Below are 17,580 nucleotides of genomic sequence, written 5' to 3' on the forward strand. Positions count from 1 at the left end.
CTTGTTTGACGATGACCCCGGCGGCCAGGCCGAGATCCTGCGGCGGCGGGCCATGCCGTCCCTGTTCGAGGCCCTGGAAACGCAGTCCGAAGGCACGGTCGCCATCGACCGGAGCGGGCGCATCGTCTGGATCAACGCCAAATACGCCAAGATGCTGGGCATCAGCGATCCGGCCTCCGCCATCGGGCAGGAGGTGGAGGCGGTCATCCCCAACAGCCAGCTGCGTCAGGTCGTGAAGAGCGGGCAGCCGATCCTGCTCGACGTCATGAGCTTTGGATCGCAACGTTTGGTTGTTTCTCGCTTTCCGCTGACCGACGACGACGGCACGGTAATCGGGGCCGTGGGCTATGTCTTCTACGACAGCCTGCACCGGCTGAAGCCGCTGCTTGGCGAACTCGCCCGGCTGGAGGCGGAGTTGGAGGCGGCCAAGCGCCACCTCAACGAACGCCGGCAGCCGCGCCACACGCTGCAAAGCTACGTCGGTGACAGCCCCATCTGCCTGGACGTCAAGCGCCGGGCCCGGCTCGCCGCCCGCCATGACTCGCCGATCCTGCTGCTGGGCGAGACCGGAACGGGGAAGGAGCTGATCGCCCAAGCCATTCACGGCCTGTCGGCGCGGTCGGCGAAGCCCTTCGTCGGGGTCAACGTGGCCGCCATTCCCGACACGCTGCTGGAGGCCGAATTCTTCGGGACGGTGCCCGGCGCCTACACCGGGGTGGATCGGCGCGGACGGGAAGGGCGCTTCAAGACGGCCGACGGCGGCACCCTGTTCCTGGACGAGATCGGGGACATGCCGCTGGCCCTCCAGGCCAAGCTGCTGCGCGCGTTGCAGGAGCAGGAGATCGAGCCGCTGGGCTCCGACCGGCCGGTCAAGGTGGACGTGCGGGTCATCGCGGCGACGAACGTCGATCTGGAACAGCGCATCCGGGACGGACGATTCCGCGCCGACCTCTACTACCGGCTGAACGTGCTGTGCATCCGCCTGCCGTCGCTGACGGAAATGGGGCATGGGCTGGAAGCCATCGCCGAAACCATCCTCCAGGAGATTTCCCTGCGCACCGGCATGCCGAGCCGGGTGTTGACGCCCGAGGCCGTGGCGGCGCTCGGCCGCCATTCCTGGCCGGGCAACGTCCGCGAACTGCGCAACGTGCTGGAGCGCGTGTGCATGCTGACCGACAACCGCAACCTGACCGTCGCGGATCTGGCGGAGGCGCTGCCGGTGGATGGTTCGGCCGATCCGGCCGTCCCGCCGCCGTCCTCCCCCACGGCGGCGGCGGCGGCGGAAGCTCCGTTGCCGTCCTACGACGACGCTTTCGCCACGTTCGAGCGCGCGCTGCTGCAACGGGCGCTGGAGGACTCCGGCCAACGGGCGGCCGAGGCGGCCAAGCGGCTCGGCATCTCGCGGGCCGCTTTCTACAAGAAGCTCACCCGCGCGGGCCTGCGGGCGAAGGGGTAGGGCGCCGGACGGCTGCACGGCGCGATGCCGCGCTGCAGCAACCCTTCCGTCGGGACGAATTTCTTGCCAATCTTGTGAAAAATGCGGTTCACGCTGCGGTGCGATGTTGCAGCGCATTGGCGCGCGAACGATCTTGGTCTATGGTGCGCGTGCCGCTGTGGTTGATGTTCCTGGCGCATAAGCGAGCAGCACGGCAGCGACCAGTAGAGAAAGCAACCTACTGTTTTCCGAAAACACCTGCCGGCACGCCATCCCTGGGGCGTGCCGTATCAATGCTGGAGCGACTGTGATGTCTCAGAAGATCGCGCTTGTCACCGGTGCCATGGGTGGCCTCGGCACCGCCATCTGCCAGGCGCTGGCCAAGGATGGCTTCCTCGTGGCGGCCAACTGCCTGCCGAACTTTGAACCGGCCGCGAAGTGGCTGGGCGAGCAGGAAGCCCTTGGCTTCAAGTTCTACGTGGCCGAAGGCGACGTGTCCGACTTCGAGAGCTGCAAAGCGATGGTCGCCAAGATCGAGGCCGACCTGGGTCCGGTGGACGTCCTGGTGAACAACGCCGGCATCACGCGCGACAAGTTCTTCGCCAAAATGGAAAAGACGCAGTGGGATGCGGTGATCGCCACCAATCTCAGCAGCCTGTTCAACGTGACCCAGCAGGTGTCGGCGAAGATGGCCGAGCGCGGCTGGGGCCGCATCATCAACATCTCCTCGGTCAACGGCGTCAAGGGCCAGGCCGGCCAGACCAACTACTCGGCCGCCAAGGCCGGCGTGATTGGCTTCACCAAGGCGCTGGCCGCCGAGCTGGCGACCAAGGGCGTGACCGTCAACGCCATCGCCCCGGGCTACATCGGCACCGAGATGGTCATGGCGATCCGCGAGGACATCCGCCAAGCCATCACCGACAGCGTCCCGATGAAGCGCCTGGGCCGTCCGGACGAGATCGGCGGCGCGGTGTCCTACCTCGCCTCCGAGATCGCCGGCTACGTCACCGGCTCGACCCTGAACATCAACGGCGGCCTGAACTATCAGTAAGGCGCCGTTCAACCACCGGTCGAAACGGAAAGGGCCTTTCCCACGCGGGAAAGGCCCTTTACCTTTGGCAAATGCTGTCCGGTCAGCGCGCCAGCCAGCCGCCGTCCATGTTGATGGCGGCGCCGCGCATGTTCGACGCGGCTTCCAACGACAGGAAGACCGCCAACTCGCCCAGCTGTTCGGGCGTCACGAAGGTTTCCGACGGCTGCTTCTCGCGCAGCAGCTCGCGGCCAGCCTGCTCGTTGCTCCAGCCGTTCTTCTCGGCCAGGGCGTCGATCTGCTTCTGCACCAGCGGGGTCAGCACCCAGCCCGGACAGATGGCGTTGCAGGTCACGTTGGTCAGCGCGGTTTCCAGCGCCACCGTCTTGGTCAGCCCGACCACGCCGTGCTTGGCCGCCACATAGGCCGACTTGTTGGCCGAGGCGACGAGGCCGTGCACCGAGGCGATGTTGATGATGCGGCCCCAGTTGCGCGCCTTCATGCCGGGCAGCGCGTAGCGCGTGCCGTAGAAGACCGCCGACAGGTTGATGGAAATCACACGCTCCCACGCGTCCTCGGGGAAGTCCTCCACCGGGGCGACGTGCTGGACGCCGGCGTTGTTGACCAGGATGTCCACCTTGCCGAACGCCTGCTCCGCGTTGGCGACCATCGCCTTGATCTCGGCCGGCTTGCTCATGTCGGCACCGTCGTAGGCGACGCGCACGCCGAACTCCCGGCCCAGGCTCTCGCACAGGGCGGCAATCTCCCCGCGGTCCCCGAAGCCGTTCAGCAGGACGTCGGCGCCCTGTGCCGCGAGGCAGCGCGCGATGCCCAGGCCGATGCCGCTGGTGGAGCCGGTGACGATGGCCGATTTGCCCTTCAGCATGTGCTTGTTCCTCCGGCTCAGAGCGGCATCGCCGGCACGTCGGCCGGCACGATCAGTTCGCAGGCCGTGGCGGCCAGCACCTGCTCGACGGTCACGCCGGGTGCCGTTTCCTTCAGCACCAGCCCCTTGTCGGTCGGCTCGATGACCGCGAGGTCGGTGACCACCAAGTCGACGCGGCGGACCGAGGTCAACGGCAGAGTGCAGCGCTTGACGATCTTGGACTCGCCCTTGGCGACGTGCTGCATTGCGACGATCACGCGCTTGGCGCCGGAAACGAGGTCCATCGCCCCGCCCATGCCCGGCACCATCTTGCCCGGCACCATCCAGTTGGCGAGCCGGCCTTCCTCGTCCACCTGCAACCCGCCGAGGACGGTGACGTCCAGGTGGCCGCCGCGGATCAGGCCGAAGGACATAGCGCTGTCGAAGGACGCGGCACCGGGCAGCGCGCTGATCGGGTTGCCGCCCGCGTCGGTCAGGTCCGGGTTCTCCGCACCCACGATGGGGCCGGACATGCCGATGATGCCGTTCTCCGACTGGAAGAAGACGTGCCGGCCGGCGGGGATGTAGCGCGCGACCAGCGTCGGAAGCCCGATGCCCAGGTTGACGAGATTGCCATCGGCCAGTTCCAGCGCCACGCGCTTGGCGATCAGGGTTTTCTCATCCATGGCGGCGCTCCTTGGCGACGATGTAGTCGACCAGCACGTTGGGGGTGGCGACGGCGTCGGGCGGGATGACGCCGATGGGCACGATGTCCTCCGCCTCGACGATGACGGTCTCGGCCGCCATCGCCATCAGCGGGTTGAAGTTGCGCGCGGTCAGCGCGTATTCGAGGTTGCCGTAGTAGTCGGCGCGCTTGGCATTGATCAGGGCGAAATCGGCCTTCAGCGGCTTTTCCAGCAGGAAGGTCTTGCCGTCGACCTCCACGGTCTGCTTGCCCTCTTCCACCACCGTGCCGACGCCGGTCGGGGTCAGCACGCCGCCCAGGCCGAAGCCGGCGGCGCGCACGCGCTCGGCCAGCGTGCCCTGGGGCACCAGCTCGACCTCCGTCTCGCCAGCGATCATCTGGCGCTGCGTCTCGGGGTTCAGGCCGATGTGGCTGGCGATGACGCGGGCGACCGCCTTGGCGGCGATCAGCTTGCCGATGCCGATGCCGGGCAGGGCGGTGTCGTTGGCGATCACGGTCAGGCCGCGCTTGCCCTGGCGGACCAGCTCGTCGATCAGGCGGGGGGGCGTGCCCACCCCCATGAAGCCGCCGATCATCAGGACCGCGCCGTCGGGAATGAGCGCGACGGCATCGGCCAGTTCAATGATTTTCTTCATGTCAGACGATCCCGGTCAGGTAGTAGACGGCGATCACGACGAAGACCGCCAGCGTCTTGATGCAGGTGATCGCGAAGATGTCGCCGTAGGACTGGCGGTGGGTCAGCCCGGTGACGCCCAGCAGCGTGATGACGGCGCCGTTGTGCGGCAGGGTGTCCATGCCGCCGCTGGCCATGGAGGCGACGCGGTGCAGGACTTCCATCGGGATGCCGGTGGCGTTGGCGGCGGTGATGAACTGGTCCGCCATGGCGGCCAGGGCGATGCTCATGCCGCCGGACGCGGAACCGGTGACGCCGGCCAGCGTGGTGACGGTGATGGCCTCGTTGACCAGCGGGTTGGGGATGGCCTTCAGCCCGCCGGCGATCACCAGGAAGCCCGGCAGCGCCGCGATGACCGCGCCGAAGCCGTATTCCGACGCCGTGTTCATGGAGGCGAGCAGCGAGCCGCCGATGGCCGCCTTGGTGCCCTCGGCGAAGCGCTGGGACACCGGCTTCCAGGCGAATGCCAGCACGGTCAGGATGCCGGCGAGCAGCGCGCCCTCGACCGCCCAGATTCCGGCGACGGCGGAAACCTGGGTGACCAGCGGCTTGGCGCCGTCGGTCAGCGCGACTTGGTTGCTGGCCCCGTAGAAGGTCGGGATCAGCATGGTGAAAACCTTGTTCAGCACGCCGACCATGACCAGCGGCAGCAGCGCGATCACCGGGTTCGGCAGAACCTCGGCGTGGATCGCCTCCGGCTCGTTGCTGTGGCCCTCGCCGTAGCCCTCGCCGGCCGCGGCGGCGACCTTGCGGCGCCACTCCAGGTACAGGATGCCGACGACCAAGATGAAGACGGCGCCGATGGTGCCCAGCCACGGGGCGGCGAAGGCGTCGGTCTTGAAGAAGGTGGTCGGGATGATGTTCTGGATCTGCGGCGTGCCGGGCAGGGAGTCCATCGTCACCGTGAAGGCGCCCAGCGCGATAGTGCCGGGGATCAGGCGCTTCGGGATGTTGCCCTGGCGGAACATCTCGGCCGCGAAGGGGTAGACGGCGAAGACGACGACGAACAGCGACACGCCGCCGTAGGTCAGCAGGATGCAGACCAGCACGATGGACATCATCGCCCGTTCACGGCCGACCAGCTTGATCACGGCGGAGACGATCGACTTGGAGAAACCGGACAGCTCGATCACCTTGCCGAACACCGCGCCCAGCAGGAAGACCGGGAAGTACAGCTTCACGAAGCCGACCATCTTGTCCATGAACAGGCCGGTGAAAATCGGCGGGACGGCGGACGGGTCGGTGAGCAGGACGGCGCCGAGCGCCGCGATGGGGGCGAACAGGATGACGCTGAAGCCGCGGTACGCGACGAACATCAGGAACGCGAGCGCTCCCACGCACACAAGAAAACTCATGGACGAACTTCCTCCTACGGGCGGAGTGTCGGGGCCTCGCAAGGCCCAGCCCCCGTTGTTGCGCCCCCCGGTCCGGCAAGGCCGGCGAGGAGCGTGGACAGGTTGTCGAAACCGTTCCGGTACAGCGTCTGGATGAAGGACTCCGCCTCGGCCTCTGTCAGTCCGGACGGACGGAAATTCGCCGTCCAGACCAGCGTGGCGCGGTCGTCCCCGTGCGGCAGCACGCGGATCTGCGCCAGGTGGTCGTCGACCGGGTAAGGGCAGCCGATGGCGGAGTAGGTGTAGGCGTCCTCGATCCGGCTTGCGTGTTCGAGCTTGTGGACGAGCGTCGTGCCATCGCGCAGTTGCAGCCGGCGATGCGCACCCTTGCCCGAGCCTTGGACTCGGAAATCCACAGCGTCGGGGTACCAGTCCAGCAGACGGCCGTCCCACCGCACGAGCGACCAGAGCCGCGGTGCGGAGACCGGCAGAAGAGCTTTCATGGTGACGCGCGCCATCGGCGGACCTTGTGCCGTTCGGGTTCGACACAGCCCTTTAGGCAAAGGTCATGCCATCGTACGCAGACCAGGATTTTCGCGGATTGGGCGATCGGGTGGGAGCGGCAAAGTCTCCAAGACGAGACAAACGGACCGCATATCGTCTCGATATCGAGACGATGTCTCAGTTTGGAGACGCGCTGGTCAGGCAGCGGCGAGGAAGATGCGCACGTTCTCCAGCAGCAGGAACACGCCCAACACGCCGAAGCCGATGACGGCCATGTCGGACAGGACGGCCCGCCCGAAGCGTTCCGCTGTCTGGATGCGCGCGAGCGGCAGCGCGATGGTGAACACCACCAGCGCCACGAAGGCCACCACCTTCCCCAAGGCGGTCAGCAGGATGAAAAGCCAGTAGGCGACCGCGACGAGCATGCGCCCCTCCCCCCGCTTGCGGCATCCGTCATCATGAACTGTACCGCCGCAGCCCCCGCGGCAAACCCACCGCAAGATATAGGAAGCTTGACCAGGGCAAGAACCCGACCACACCCCTAGGTTTTTTCGTCGGCCTCTGCTAAATTTAAAACAATTTTAATGTCGCCCGTTAAGGCTGCGTCTGCAACCAAATCTTGTGAGTATCGATGCTCGACGCCTACACCTGCCTGACGGATCAACACAACCCATGGTTGGTTTCTCTTGCCGGGGTGATCTGCCTGTTCGCGGCCTGGACCGCGCTCAGCCTGACCGACCGCGCCCGCGCGGCCGGCGAACATGGATGGGGGCGGGGTCGGGCGTTGTGGACCGCGGCGGGGGCGTTGGCGACCGGCGGCGGCGTCTGGGCGACGCATTTCGTCGCCATGCTGGCCTTCCAGCCCAACGTGCCGATTGGCTACGACCTGGGCGTGACCGCGTTGTCGGTGGCCCTGGCGGTCGGGCTGACCGGCGTCGGGCTGGGCGTCAACCTGCGCGGCGGCATTCTGCCGGCGCTCGGCGGCGGCGGCCTGCTGGGCGCGGCCATCGGGGCTATGCACTACACCGGCATGGCCGCGGTGCGCGCGCCGGCGACCTTGTCCTACGACTCCGGCCTCGTTACCGCCTCGCTCCTCATCGGCGGGGTGGGGGCGGCAGCGGCCCTGGCCTTGACCGCGGGGCGTGGCGGGCTGCCGCGGCGGGCGGCGGCGGCGGGGCTGCTGACGGCGGGCATCTGCGGGCTTCACTTCACGGCGATGGCCGCCGTCCGCCTGATCCCCACGGAGGCGCTTCTGGTCCCGTCCCCGACGGCGCCGACGGGGCTGGCGGCAGCCGTGGCCGCCATCACTATGATGATCCTGGTGCTCAGCCTCGCCGGTTCCATCGTCGACCAGCGGCTGGCGAACCGTGCCGCACGCGAGGCGGCGCGGCTGCGCGCCAGCGAAACCCGCTTCCGCCAGCTGGCGGAGGTGACCTTCGAAGGCATCGCGATCCACGCCGAGGGGCGCGTCCTGGACGTCAACCGGGCGATGACACGCCTGCTCGGCCACGCGCCGGAGGAGATCATCGGCTTCCCGGTGCTGAATTTCGTGGCCCCCACCCACCACGAGGAGGTGAAGCGCGCCACCGCGACCCCGCACCAGCCGCGGGAGATCGCCCTGCTGCACGCGGACGGCAGCGTCGTGGACGTCGAGATCCTCGCGGAGACGATCGAGCATGACGGCCGTCCGGCGCGGGTCGTCGCGGTGCGCGACCTGCGCGAGCGCAAGCAGGCCGAGGAACGGCTGCGCCACATGGCGCACCACGACCTGCTGACCCAGCTGCCCAACCGCGCCCTGTTCAACGACCGGCTGGAACAGACGCTGGCGGCGGCCGAGCGGGACGGCGGCGCGGTGGCCGTCCTCTGCCTGGATCTGGACCGCTTCAAGGCGGTCAACGACCTGCTCGGCCATCATGGGGGCGACGCGCTGCTCCAGCAGGTGGCGCAACGGCTGCTTCGGGCAGCGAACGACCAGGACACCGTCGCCCGCTTCAGCGGGGACGAGTTCGTCGTGCTCCAGACGCGCATCGCCCAGCCGGCCGGCGCGGAGGCGGCGGCCAAGCGCATGGTGGCGGCACTCGGCGCGCCCTTCGACCTGGACGGCCAGCCGGTCCTGATCGGCACCAGCATCGGCATCGCCCTTTACCCGCAGGACGCCCGCGCCGGGGAAGACCTTCTGCGCAATGCCGACACGGCGCTGTACCGCGCCAAGGCGGACGGCCGCGGCACCTACCGCTTCTTCGAGGCGGAGATGGACGCGCGCCTTCAGGAACGCCGCCGGCTGGAGCGCGACCTGCAACAGGCCCTGCTCGGCAATCAGCTGACCGTGCATTTCCAGCCGCTGGGGGACTGCAGCACCCAGGCGATCGTCGGCTTCGAGGCGCTGGTGCGCTGGAACCACCCGGAGCGTGGCCTGGTTGCCCCGTCGGACTTCATCCCGATGGCCGAGGAAACCGGGCTGATCGTGCCGCTTGGCGAGTGGGTCCTGCGGGAAGCCTGTCGCGAGGCCGTGCGCTGGCCGGACTCCATCCGGGTCGCGGTGAACCTGTCGCCGGTGCAGTTCCGCCACGCCGACCTTGCGGAGCGCGTCATCGCCATCCTCAAGGGCACGGGGCTTCCGCCGGAACGGCTGGAGCTGGAGGTCACCGAAGGGGTGCTGATCGACGACAGCGCGCGGGCGCTGTCCACCCTGAAGGCGCTGAAGCAGGCGGGCATCCGGATTTCGCTGGACGACTTCGGGACCGGCTATTCGAGCCTCAGCTACCTGCAGAGCTTCCCCTTCGACAAGATCAAGATCGACCGGTCCTTCATCGGCAACATGCCGACGAACGAGGGCTCGCGCTCCATCGTCCGGGCCATCATCGCGCTCGCCCGCAGCTTGCGCATCACGGTGACCGCGGAAGGCGTGGAAACGGAGGAGCAGCTGCGCCTGCTGCGGTCGGAGGACTGCAACCAAGTCCAGGGCTACCTGCTCGGGCGGCCGGCACCGGCGGGTGACGTCAGCGCCCGCCTTGCGGAGCCGGAGCTGGCCCGGTAACCCGGCCGGCTATTGGCTGGCGGGGCGGGAGGCGGGGCGGGCGGCAATGGCTTCGACTTCGACCTTCCATTCGGGCCGCGCCAGTCCCTTGACGATCAACAGCGTCGACGCGGGCTTGTGCGTACCGAGGAAGGTGGTGCGCACGGGGCCGAAGGTGGGCAGGTCGGCGGCGTCGGTCAGGAACACCGTCGTCTTGACCAGATGCTCGAAGCCCATCCCGGCGGCGCGCAGGACCGCGCCGATGTTCTCCCAGCACAGCCGCGCCTGCTCATCGAAGCGGTCCGGGACGATCCCGTCCGGCGAGACGCCGACCTGCCCGGAGATGCAGAGCCAGTCATGCTCCCAGGGCACCAGGATACCCTGGGTGTAGTGGCCGAGGGGGCCGGCCATGTCCGGCGGGTTGATCGCTTCCATGCTTCAGTGTCCTTTGTGTTCGAATGGCTGCGGTTGGGCGGCGAGGATTGTCCGCACCTCGTTGAAAACGGGCCCCTGCGGGTCGGCGAGCGTTTCCAGGACGGTGAAGTGCGTCCGGCCCGGAGCCAGCACCATTGCGCCCGGCCGCCCCCGGTCCCGCCATATCTCCAGGAAGTCGCGGCTCTGCTGCTGGAAGCCGGCCGTCTCCTCCCCGCCGACCAGCAGAAGCAGGGGGATTGGCGGCAGGCTCGCCATCTCCGCGGCGAGGCGGTGCGGGCTGAGGGCGTCGGCCACCGCGGGGGTCATGCGGGCGTCGCGGTTGATGCTGGTCCGCAGCAGGCGCGACAGTTCGAACACTCCGCTGACCGGCACGACACCCCGAATGCCGGCGCTGTCGGTCAGCGCCGAGTAGGCGGCGAGATGCCCGCCCGCTGAATGGCCGGACAGAACGATGCGCGACGCGTCGGCCCCAAAGGACGCGGCCTCCGCCCGCAACCAGGCGAGCGCCTGGCGCATCTGCTCAACGATGTCCGCCAGCGGCACCGACGGAACGAGGTCGTAGTTCGGCATCACCACGGTGATCCCGGCCTCCAAGAAGGGCTCCGCCAGGAAGGAGAAGACGTCCTTGTCCAGCGTGCGCCAATAGCCGCCGTGGATGAACAGGAAAACGGGCGCGCCCGCGCCGGCCGGGAAGACGTCCAGCAGGGCGCGCGGGCCGGCGCCGTAGCGTTGGTTCAGCAGGGCGGGGCGCGTTTCGCGGAAGCGGGCGCTGCGGTGGGCGAATTCCGCGTACACGGCCTCGCGTTCGGGATGGCGGGGGCGCAGGTTGAACTCCCGCTCCATGGCCTCGTCGATGGGCGCGGGGGAATCCTCGCCCCACGTTTGACCGGTGGGAAAGTCAAAAGCCAAGGTAGGCCTCCTGAACGGCGGGATCGCGCTGGAGGGCGGCGGTGTCCGCGCTGTTGACGATGCGCCCTTCGGCGATCACGTAGCCGCGCGACGCCGTGCGCAGGGCCATGCGCGCGTTCTGCTCGGCCAGCAGGATCGCTATCCCTTCGGCGTTGAGGGCGCGGATGGTGGCAAAGATCTCCTTCACGACGAGCGGGGCGAGGCCCATCGAGGGTTCATCGAGCAGCAGCAGCTTGGGCCGGGTCATCAGGGCGCGCCCGATGGCGAGCATCTGCTGCTCCCCGCCCGACAGCGTGCCGGCCGGTTGCTGAAGCCGTTCGCGCAGGCGCGGGAACAGGGTTAGGACGAACTCCAGGTCGCGGCCGAAGCCGTCATGGCGGCCCTTTTCCTTGTTGGGGGGCCACAGGTGCCGGAAAGCGCCCATCTCCAAGTTGTCGCGCACGGTCAGCGGGCCGAAGACCCGGCGCCCCTCCGGCACCAGGGCGACGCCCCGCGTCACCACGTCGTGTGCGGATAGACGCGCCAGTTCCTGCCCGTCGAAGCGGATCGAGCCGCCGACCGGGCGCAGCAGGCCGGACAGGCTGCGCATCAGCGTGGTCTTCCCCGCCCCGTTGGCACCGACGAGGCAGACGCACTCCCCGGGCTCCACCGTCAGGGACAGGTCGCGCAGGATTTGGATCTCGCCGTAGCCGGCGTTGAGGCCCATTACCTCAAGCATCATCGTCCTCCTCGCCGAGATAGGCTTCCAGCACGGCGGGGTCGCGGCGCACCACCTCGGCTGGCCCTTCGGCGATCCGGCGCCCGTAATTCAGGACCAGGATGCTGTGGCTGAGCCGCATGACCATGCGCATGTTGTGCTCCACCAGAAGCACGGTGACGCCCTCGGCGTTCAGGGCGCGGATGGTGTCGGTGATGCGCTCCGTCTCCGCGTGGGGCAGGCCGGCCGTGGGTTCGTCGAGCAGCAGGAGCTTCGGCTCCGCCGCCAACGCGCGGGCGATTTCCAGAACCTTGCATTCGCCGAAGCTGAGGGAGCCCGCGCGGTCGTCGGCGCGGTGGCCGAGGCCCAGCCGTTCCAGCTGCTGCATGGCGGAGTCGCGGATTGCTTCCTCCTCGCGCAGAGCAGCACGGGTGCGGAACAGGCCGTGCAGCACGTCGCAGCGGGTGCGCGCGTGCCGGCCGACCATGACGTTTTCCAGCACCGTCATGTCCTTGAAGATCTGCAGGTTCTGGAAGGTGCGGGCGATGCCACGCTCCACCCGCTGGTAGGGCTTCAGTTGGTCGATGCGGGCGCCGTCCAGGGTGATTTGCCCGGAGGAGGGTGGGGTCACGCCGGCGATCAGGTTGAACAGCGTCGTCTTGCCGGCACCGTTCGGCCCGATGACGGCCTTGATCTCGCCTCGCGCGACCGAGAAGGTCAGGTCGCTGACCGCCCGCAGGCCGCCAAAATTGCGCTGGAGGTCGGCGATGTGAAGGAAGCTCATGCCCGGCCTCCCGCCTTCTTTTTGCCGAACAGCCGGTTGCCGAGGGTGGACACCGCCGCGGCGATGCCGCCGGGGAAGAACAGCAGCACCAGGATCATGCACAGGCCGAACAGGAACAGCTCGAAGTCGCCCAGCGAGCGCAGCGCCTCCGGCACCGCGGTGTAGAGCAGGGCGCCGAACAGCGGCCCCCAATAGCGTCCCCAGCCGCCCAGCGCCACCATCACCACCAGCATCACCGAGGTGAAGTATCCGAAGGTCTCCGGCGAGGCGTACTGGTTGTAGTGGACGTAGAGCCCGCCGGCGAGGCCGGCCATGGCCGCCGTCAGCACGAAGACCACCAGCTTGTAGCGGAAGCAGTTCACGCCCAGCGCGTCGGCCCCGATCTCGCTGGTCGCCAGCGCGCTCAGCGCCCGCCCGACGCGCGACTTGACCAGGTTCAGGATGGACAGCATGACCAGCCCGCCGCAGGCCCAGACCAGCCAGAAGACGCGGTCGTCGGTGGCGATGTCCAGCCCGCCGATGCTGAAGGGCGCCACGCCCAGCAGCCCGTTCGGCCCGCCGGTCAGCCCGACCAGCTCGTTGAACAGCACGGTCAGGATGGCGTTGAAGCCCAGCGTCGCCATGGCGAGGTAGTGCCCGCGCAGGCGCAGGGCTGGCAGCCCGATGACCAGGGCGGACAGCGCTGCCACCAGCATGCCGGCCGGCACGCCGATCCAGGGATCGACGCCCAGCTTCACCGACAGGATGCCGCTGGTGTAGGCACCCAGCCCGTAGAAGGCGCCGTGGCTGAGCGAGATCTGCCCGCAGAAGCCCATCAGCGTGTTCAGGCTGGCGATCAGGATCAGGTTGATGAAGAACAGCACACCGAGCGAGACCAGGAAGTCGTTCGGCGCCACGAAGGGGTAGGCGGCCAACACCAGCCAGACCCCGCCCAGCAACGCGTGGTCGCTGGTGAAGCGGCGCACCGCCCGTCGTGGCGGCGCTGCTGATTTGATCCGGCCGCGGCTTCGGTCCATCACATCGTTCATTCCGGTCATCGGTCCGCCCCCTCAGACCTTCTCGACGACGGGCTTGCCGATAAGGCCAACCGGGCGCCAGAAGAGGATGAGCAGAAGCACGACAAAGGCGATGGCGTCCTTGAAGTGCGAGGAGATGTAGCCGCTGGCGAAGGCCTCCAGCACGCCCAGCAGCAACCCGCCGAGGAGCGAGCCGTAGAGGTTGCCGAGCCCGCCGAGCATTGCCGCGCTGAAGCCCTTGAAGCCCAGCATCGTGCCGGCGTCGTAGGAGGTCAGCGTCAATGGCGTGATGATCGTGCCCGCGATGGCGCCGGCCATGGCGGCGATGGCGAAGGACCACATGACAGTGCTACGCGCCTTGATGCCGACCAGCGCCGCCGCGTCGCGATCCGCCGCCGCGGCGCGCAGCGCCTTGCCCAGCACCGTCTTCTCGAAGAACAGGTGGGCCAGCACCATAAAGGCGGCGGTGATCACCAGGATCCACAGCGTCTGCGAATGAACGGTGGCGCCGGCCACGGTCACCAGCGCATCGCCGGCAAAGCCCGGATAGCCCGCCGGGTTCTTGCCCAGCGTCAGCATCACCGCGCTCTTCGTGCAGATGGCAAGGCCGATGCTGATCAGCGTGATCAGGAGTGGGGTCGGCTTGGCGATCGGCAGGATGACCAGCCGTTCCGACACCAGCCCGACGGCGGTCACCACCAGCACGGCGAACAGGCAGGCGAGCCACACCGGCGACGAGGACGCGGTGACCGTCGCGGCGGCCACCATGCCGCCCATCATAACCCATTCGCCCTGGGAGAAGTTGATCGCGTCGGTGCTCTTGAAGATGACGTTGAAGCCGACGGCGACCAGGGCGTAGATGCTCCCCGTCCCGATGCCGGAAAACAGGAGCTGCAGAACGGTGGATGCGTTGTCCATCGTGGGACCCTCCGCCAAATGCGGGACGCGCTCAAACAGTACCGTTTCAGGCGGTGCCGAGCAGCGTGTGCTGGAACTCCGGCAGCTCGATGCCGAGCGACCGCAGCTTTTTCCGGGCGGCGGCGAGATAGCCGCGCAGAACCGCCGCTTCGCCTTCCGCCGTGGCCGCACCCAGGCCGGTGGTGGCGCAGACCATGTCCGCCGCGGCTTCCGTCCCCGCGGCGTTGGACAGCCAGGGGCAGTGATAGCCGGCCAGCTCCACCGTCCGCATGTGGTCCATCAGCTCGCCGGTGATGGTCCGGCGCTCCTCGTCGCTCCAGCCCGGTGCGCGTTCCTCCGCGTAGAGCCAGCCGAAGGAGGCGTGACGCTCCTTGTCGGCGATGCAGCGGTCGAGCACCGCGGCGATCACCGGATCCCCGGCGTTGCGGCGGTAGGCGCGGAACAGCTCCAGCTCCAGCCCGTCCTCGAAGGCGCAGTGGGTGACGACGTAGGCGTCCAGCGACCGTTCCGCGTTCAACGCCCGGCGGTGGAGGCTGCGGTTGAACAGCGCCTCGTAGGCGGATGTGACGGGCCGGTCCATGCGCCCGCCGAAGCGCCCGGCGATGCGGTCGAAGCAGTCGACGTGCCACGCCTCTTCGGTGCCGCGGACGGTCAGGAAGAACTTCGGATCGGACTCCCGCTGGTCCTCGACGCAGAAGCGGACGAGCAGCGAGGGCGTCTCCTTCAGCCCCATGGCCTCGATCCACAGCCGGCGGCTCCAGGTCCAGCGCGCCGCCAGCCGCACCGCCGGATCGTAGCGCTCGGCGTCGAGGTCGGCCCAGGGAATGTCGCGCTGCGGGTCCCAGCGGTTGACCTTGCCGGTCTGGTACAGGTCGCGGATGCCCGTGATGTTGGGCGACAGGCGCAGCGGAAAGCGCTTCTCGACGAACAGGGGCGTCGGTGCGGCGATCGGCGGAGCCTGCGTGGCGGTGTCCATGATGGGCTCCATGATCAGAAGGCGCCGATCTTGTCGTGGTGGAAGGTCGGCAGGGTGATGCCCATGGCCTGCATGCGCTCGCGGATGCGGACGATGGAGGCGACGAAGACCGGCTTTTCCACCTCCTCGACCGTGGCGCCCAGGCCGGCCTCCCAGGTTAGGCGGTCGGCCTCCACCTCGGCGCGCGACGCCGGGTTTTCCGGGGCGAGCCAGGAACTGTGGTAGCCGTTCAGCTCCACCTTCTCGATCATGGTGATGACCGCGTTCTCGACCACCTTCAGCTGCTCCGGCGCCATGCCGCTCACCTGATGCTCCAGGAAGTACCAGCCGAAGGCGCAGTGCCGGACCTCGTCGCGCATGATGGCGCGGCAGATCTGCCGGGCGACGGGGTCGCGGGTGATCTCCACCAGATGCCGGAAGACGTCGAAGGCGATCTCCTCCGCCGCGCAGACCAGCGCCGCGATGATCGCCTCCAGCGGCACCTCGGGGTCCAGCGCGGCCTTGCGCACGCCGTGCGTGGCGACGGAGCCCTGGAACAGCTCCTGCACCGGCTTTTCCAGATAGCCGCCGAGCTTTTCCGCCATCATGAAGCAGACCTCGGCGTGGCGGGCCTCCTCCTGCGAGCGGATGGTGAAGAACAGCTGCATGTCCGGCGGCCGCTTCTCCTCGCAGAAGCGGATTTGCAGCGCCGGGCTTTCGGAAATGGCGCCGTACTCGCTCCAGGCGCGGCGGCTCCAGTATTGGCGGGCCGCGAAGATCTGCTCCTCGCTGTAGGGGGAGAGATCGAGCTTGTCCCAGTCGATGTCGGTGCGCGGATCCCACTGGTTCTTCGTCGCGCTGTGGAACAGCTCGCGGATGCGCGGGATCTGGCTGTCGAAGGTCAGGGGGAAGTTGTCTTCCGGCAGGTCGAGAAGCGTGTTGACGGCCATCACGGCCTGCTCGGGCGTCATGTCGCGGTGGAGGGGCATCGCGTGCTCCTGCGAGTCAAAATGACGGAATGTTGGCGCCAAGTCTCAGTGCCAAGTCTCAGCGCCAAAAATCAGCGGTAATCAGCCAGGTTGAAGCGGCCGTTCTTCCAATCCAGCATCACGATGTCGTCCTTCGACAGCCCGGAATGGCGCGCGGGCGTGAAGGTGAAGGTGCCGCCGGTGCCGTTGTAGCCGGCGATGGCCTCCAGCGCGTCGCGCAGCTTCGCCTTGTCCTTGCCGCCCTTCTCGACGGCGAGGCGGGCGAGCTGGATGGCGTCGTAGGTCTGCGCCACATACTGGTTGGGCGGCCGGCCGTAGCGCTTCTGGAACTTCTGGATCAGCTCCTGCACCCGCGGCTTCAGCGGGTCACTGTCGGGAAGCTGGTCGCCGACCGGGAACTTCACGCTGACCAGAAGCAGGTTCTTCGCGGCGTCGCCGGCCAACTCCATGTAGCGCTGGGACACGAAGCCATAGCTGTGGATCAGCGTCCGATCGCCGAGGCCCAGTTGCTGCGCCTGCTTCAGGAACACCACGCCCGCCGGGGTCACCGTCCAGCAGATAATCGCCTGCGCCCCGCTGTCGCGGATGCGGGTCAGCTGGGCGGTCATGTCGGTGTCGGCGGGGTTGAAGGCCTCGTAGGTGACGTCGAGCTGCCGCTTGGGCGCCAGAAGCTTCATCTGCTCGGTGGCGCTCTGCCCGAAGCCGCTGGAATCGGCGAGCAGGGCCACCTTCTTGATGTCTTTCTTGGCGAGGTAGTCAGCGATGCGGTCGAGCACGCTGTCGTCGTCGACCGTGCTCTTGAAGGCCCATTTCCGCTCGCTGACGGGCTGGACGATGTTCATGGCCCCTTCGGTGGAAATGAAGGGCACCTTGGCCTGCTCGGCCATCGGGGCCATGGCCAGCGCGATGCCGCTCATGCTGCCGCCGCCGACGATCATGTCCACGCGGTCCTGCGTCAGCAGGCGGCGGGTGGCGCTCATCGCCTTTTGCGTCTGGCTCTCCGCGTCGTAGAAGACCCAGTCGACCTTGCGGCCGTTGATCCCGCCGGCCGCGTTGATCTCCTCAACCGCAATTTCCATTCCGGCCTTCATGTCCTCGCCCAGGAAGGCGGCGGGGCCGGTCACCGACAGGATGGAGCCGATCTTGATCGTCTCCTCGGCGCTGGCGGTTCCCGCGCCGGTGGCGGCCATGATGGCCAGGGCCGCGCCGGCGATCCGCGCCCGGATGTGGGGTTTTGCAAAGGCACCAGACATTGTCTCACCTCCTTGTTCTTCGGGGCGAATCCGTCCGCGCACTTTCTTGTTTTTGGTTAGC

17 protein-coding genes and 1 pseudogene are annotated in these 17,580 nt (G+C 68.0%); 3 read left to right on the forward strand and 15 right to left on the reverse strand.

The window, feature by feature from the left end; all coding sequences use genetic code 11:
• Position 1: 1 nt before the first annotated feature.
• Both M2351_RS17630 and phbB read left to right on the forward strand, forming a co-directional pair.
• A complete protein-coding gene (locus M2351_RS17630; RefSeq protein WP_264657425.1) occupies positions 2 to 1,456 on the forward strand; it encodes a sigma-54 interaction domain-containing protein in 1,455 nt (484 codons plus the stop codon).
• 289 nt (positions 1,457 to 1,745) lie between these two features.
• Positions 1,746 to 2,486 (forward strand): beta-ketoacyl-ACP reductase, encoded by a 741-nt coding sequence (phbB, locus tag M2351_RS17635; RefSeq protein ID WP_264657426.1) that lies wholly within the window; start codon positions 1,746 to 1,748, stop codon positions 2,484 to 2,486.
• 82 nt (positions 2,487 to 2,568) lie between these two features.
• Here the strand turns inward: phbB and M2351_RS17640 are convergent, their stop codons facing one another.
• From M2351_RS17640 to M2351_RS17665, 6 genes are all read right to left on the reverse strand, one after another.
• Positions 2,569 to 3,351 (reverse strand): 3-hydroxybutyrate dehydrogenase, encoded by a 783-nt coding sequence (locus M2351_RS17640; RefSeq protein ID WP_264657427.1) that lies wholly within the window; start codon positions 3,349 to 3,351, stop codon positions 2,569 to 2,571.
• Positions 3,352 to 3,368: 17 nt separating this feature from the next.
• Positions 3,369 to 4,016: a 3-oxoacid CoA-transferase subunit B gene (locus tag M2351_RS17645; RefSeq protein WP_264657428.1), complete on the reverse strand. Its 648-nt coding sequence runs from the start codon at positions 4,014 to 4,016 to the stop codon at positions 3,369 to 3,371.
• On the reverse strand, positions 4,009 to 4,671 hold the full coding sequence (locus M2351_RS17650) for a CoA transferase subunit A (RefSeq protein WP_264657429.1): 663 nt from the start codon (positions 4,669 to 4,671) through the stop codon (positions 4,009 to 4,011). The genes M2351_RS17645 and M2351_RS17650 overlap by 8 nt, the downstream gene beginning before the upstream one ends.
• A gap of 1 nt (position 4,672) precedes the next feature.
• Positions 4,673 to 6,064 carry a GntP family permease gene (locus tag M2351_RS17655; RefSeq protein ID WP_264657430.1) on the reverse strand — a complete coding sequence of 464 codons (1,392 nt, stop codon included), beginning with the start codon at positions 6,062 to 6,064 and terminating at the stop codon, positions 4,673 to 4,675.
• Between the two features lie 14 nt (positions 6,065 to 6,078).
• Positions 6,079 to 6,561 carry an SRPBCC family protein gene (locus tag M2351_RS17660; RefSeq protein ID WP_264657431.1) on the reverse strand — a complete coding sequence of 161 codons (483 nt, stop codon included), beginning with the start codon at positions 6,559 to 6,561 and terminating at the stop codon, positions 6,079 to 6,081.
• A 183-nt stretch (positions 6,562 to 6,744) separates the two neighbouring features.
• A complete protein-coding gene (locus M2351_RS17665; RefSeq protein WP_209766756.1) occupies positions 6,745 to 6,972 on the reverse strand; it encodes a hypothetical protein in 228 nt (75 codons plus the stop codon).
• Positions 6,973 to 7,178: 206 nt separating this feature from the next.
• On the opposite strand from M2351_RS17665, the gene M2351_RS17670 reads away from it, so the two are divergent.
• Positions 7,179 to 9,584, forward strand: a complete 2,406-nt coding sequence (locus M2351_RS17670) for an EAL domain-containing protein (protein ID WP_264657432.1) — start codon at positions 7,179 to 7,181, stop codon at positions 9,582 to 9,584.
• A 9-nt stretch (positions 9,585 to 9,593) separates the two neighbouring features.
• Here the strand turns inward: M2351_RS17670 and M2351_RS17675 are convergent, their stop codons facing one another.
• The 9 genes and pseudogenes from M2351_RS17675 to M2351_RS17715 form a co-directional block, all read right to left on the reverse strand.
• The gene (locus M2351_RS17675) at positions 9,594 to 9,998 is read right to left on the reverse strand and encodes a RidA family protein (RefSeq protein WP_264657433.1); all 405 of its coding nucleotides are present in this window, start codon (positions 9,996 to 9,998) and stop codon (positions 9,594 to 9,596) included.
• Between the two features lie 3 nt (positions 9,999 to 10,001).
• Entirely contained in the window at positions 10,002 to 10,907 is a 906-nt protein-coding gene (locus tag M2351_RS17680) for an alpha/beta hydrolase (RefSeq protein ID WP_264657434.1), read from the reverse strand.
• Positions 10,897 to 11,565 (reverse strand): annotated as a pseudogene (locus tag M2351_RS17685) (ABC transporter ATP-binding protein); the annotation flags it as partial. The gene M2351_RS17680 and the pseudogene M2351_RS17685, both read right to left, overlap by 11 nt.
• A 52-nt stretch (positions 11,566 to 11,617) precedes the next feature.
• Positions 11,618 to 12,388: an ABC transporter ATP-binding protein gene (locus tag M2351_RS17690; RefSeq protein ID WP_264657436.1), complete on the reverse strand. Its 771-nt coding sequence runs from the start codon at positions 12,386 to 12,388 to the stop codon at positions 11,618 to 11,620.
• Positions 12,385 to 13,425, reverse strand: a complete 1,041-nt coding sequence (locus M2351_RS17695) for a branched-chain amino acid ABC transporter permease (RefSeq protein WP_264657437.1) — start codon at positions 13,423 to 13,425, stop codon at positions 12,385 to 12,387. Before M2351_RS17695 ends, M2351_RS17690 begins: the two co-directional genes overlap by 4 nt.
• 12 nt (positions 13,426 to 13,437) lie before the next feature.
• Positions 13,438 to 14,322 carry a branched-chain amino acid ABC transporter permease gene (locus M2351_RS17700; protein ID WP_264657438.1) on the reverse strand — a complete coding sequence of 295 codons (885 nt, stop codon included), beginning with the start codon at positions 14,320 to 14,322 and terminating at the stop codon, positions 13,438 to 13,440.
• A gap of 46 nt (positions 14,323 to 14,368) precedes the next feature.
• The gene (locus M2351_RS17705; protein ID WP_264657439.1) at positions 14,369 to 15,298 is read right to left on the reverse strand and encodes a hypothetical protein; all 930 of its coding nucleotides are present in this window, start codon (positions 15,296 to 15,298) and stop codon (positions 14,369 to 14,371) included.
• Between the two features lie 14 nt (positions 15,299 to 15,312).
• Positions 15,313 to 16,266 (reverse strand): ferritin-like domain-containing protein, encoded by a 954-nt coding sequence (locus M2351_RS17710; protein WP_264657440.1) that lies wholly within the window; start codon positions 16,264 to 16,266, stop codon positions 15,313 to 15,315.
• 71 nt (positions 16,267 to 16,337) lie between these two features.
• Complete coding sequence (locus M2351_RS17715; RefSeq protein ID WP_264657441.1) at positions 16,338 to 17,519, reverse strand: ABC transporter substrate-binding protein; 1,182 nt, start codon at positions 17,517 to 17,519, stop codon at positions 16,338 to 16,340.
• Positions 17,520 to 17,580: the final 61 nt, after the last annotated feature.

This window comes from Azospirillum canadense (assembly GCF_025961225.1).
Lineage (GTDB): Bacteria > Pseudomonadota > Alphaproteobacteria > Azospirillales > Azospirillaceae > Azospirillum > Azospirillum canadense.

Coding starts and splice junctions, on each gene's coding strand:
- M2351_RS17645 (WP_264657428.1), bottom strand. CDS start 4,016: ATGGATGAGAAAACCCTGATCGCCAAGCGCGTGGCGCTGGAACTGGCC.
- M2351_RS17705 (WP_264657439.1), bottom strand. CDS start 15,298: ATGGACACCGCCACGCAGGCTCCGCCGATCGCCGCACCGACGCCCCTG.
- M2351_RS17675 (WP_264657433.1), bottom strand. CDS start 9,998: ATGGAAGCGATCAACCCGCCGGACATGGCCGGCCCCCTCGGCCACTAC.
- M2351_RS17655 (WP_264657430.1), bottom strand. CDS start 6,064: ATGAGTTTTCTTGTGTGCGTGGGAGCGCTCGCGTTCCTGATGTTCGTC.
- phbB (WP_264657426.1), top strand. CDS start 1,746: ATGTCTCAGAAGATCGCGCTTGTCACCGGTGCCATGGGTGGCCTCGGC.
- M2351_RS17700 (WP_264657438.1), bottom strand. CDS start 14,322: ATGGACAACGCATCCACCGTTCTGCAGCTCCTGTTTTCCGGCATCGGG.
- M2351_RS17710 (WP_264657440.1), bottom strand. CDS start 16,266: ATGCCCCTCCACCGCGACATGACGCCCGAGCAGGCCGTGATGGCCGTC.
- M2351_RS17650 (WP_264657429.1), bottom strand. CDS start 4,671: ATGAAGAAAATCATTGAACTGGCCGATGCCGTCGCGCTCATTCCCGAC.
- M2351_RS17670 (WP_264657432.1), top strand. CDS start 7,179: ATGCTCGACGCCTACACCTGCCTGACGGATCAACACAACCCATGGTTG.
- M2351_RS17695 (WP_264657437.1), bottom strand. CDS start 13,425: ATGACCGGAATGAACGATGTGATGGACCGAAGCCGCGGCCGGATCAAA.
- M2351_RS17690 (WP_264657436.1), bottom strand. CDS start 12,388: ATGAGCTTCCTTCACATCGCCGACCTCCAGCGCAATTTTGGCGGCCTG.
- M2351_RS17660 (WP_264657431.1), bottom strand. CDS start 6,561: ATGGCGCGCGTCACCATGAAAGCTCTTCTGCCGGTCTCCGCACCGCGG.
- M2351_RS17665 (WP_209766756.1), bottom strand. CDS start 6,972: ATGCTCGTCGCGGTCGCCTACTGGCTTTTCATCCTGCTGACCGCCTTG.
- M2351_RS17715 (WP_264657441.1), bottom strand. CDS start 17,519: ATGTCTGGTGCCTTTGCAAAACCCCACATCCGGGCGCGGATCGCCGGC.
- M2351_RS17640 (WP_264657427.1), bottom strand. CDS start 3,351: ATGCTGAAGGGCAAATCGGCCATCGTCACCGGCTCCACCAGCGGCATC.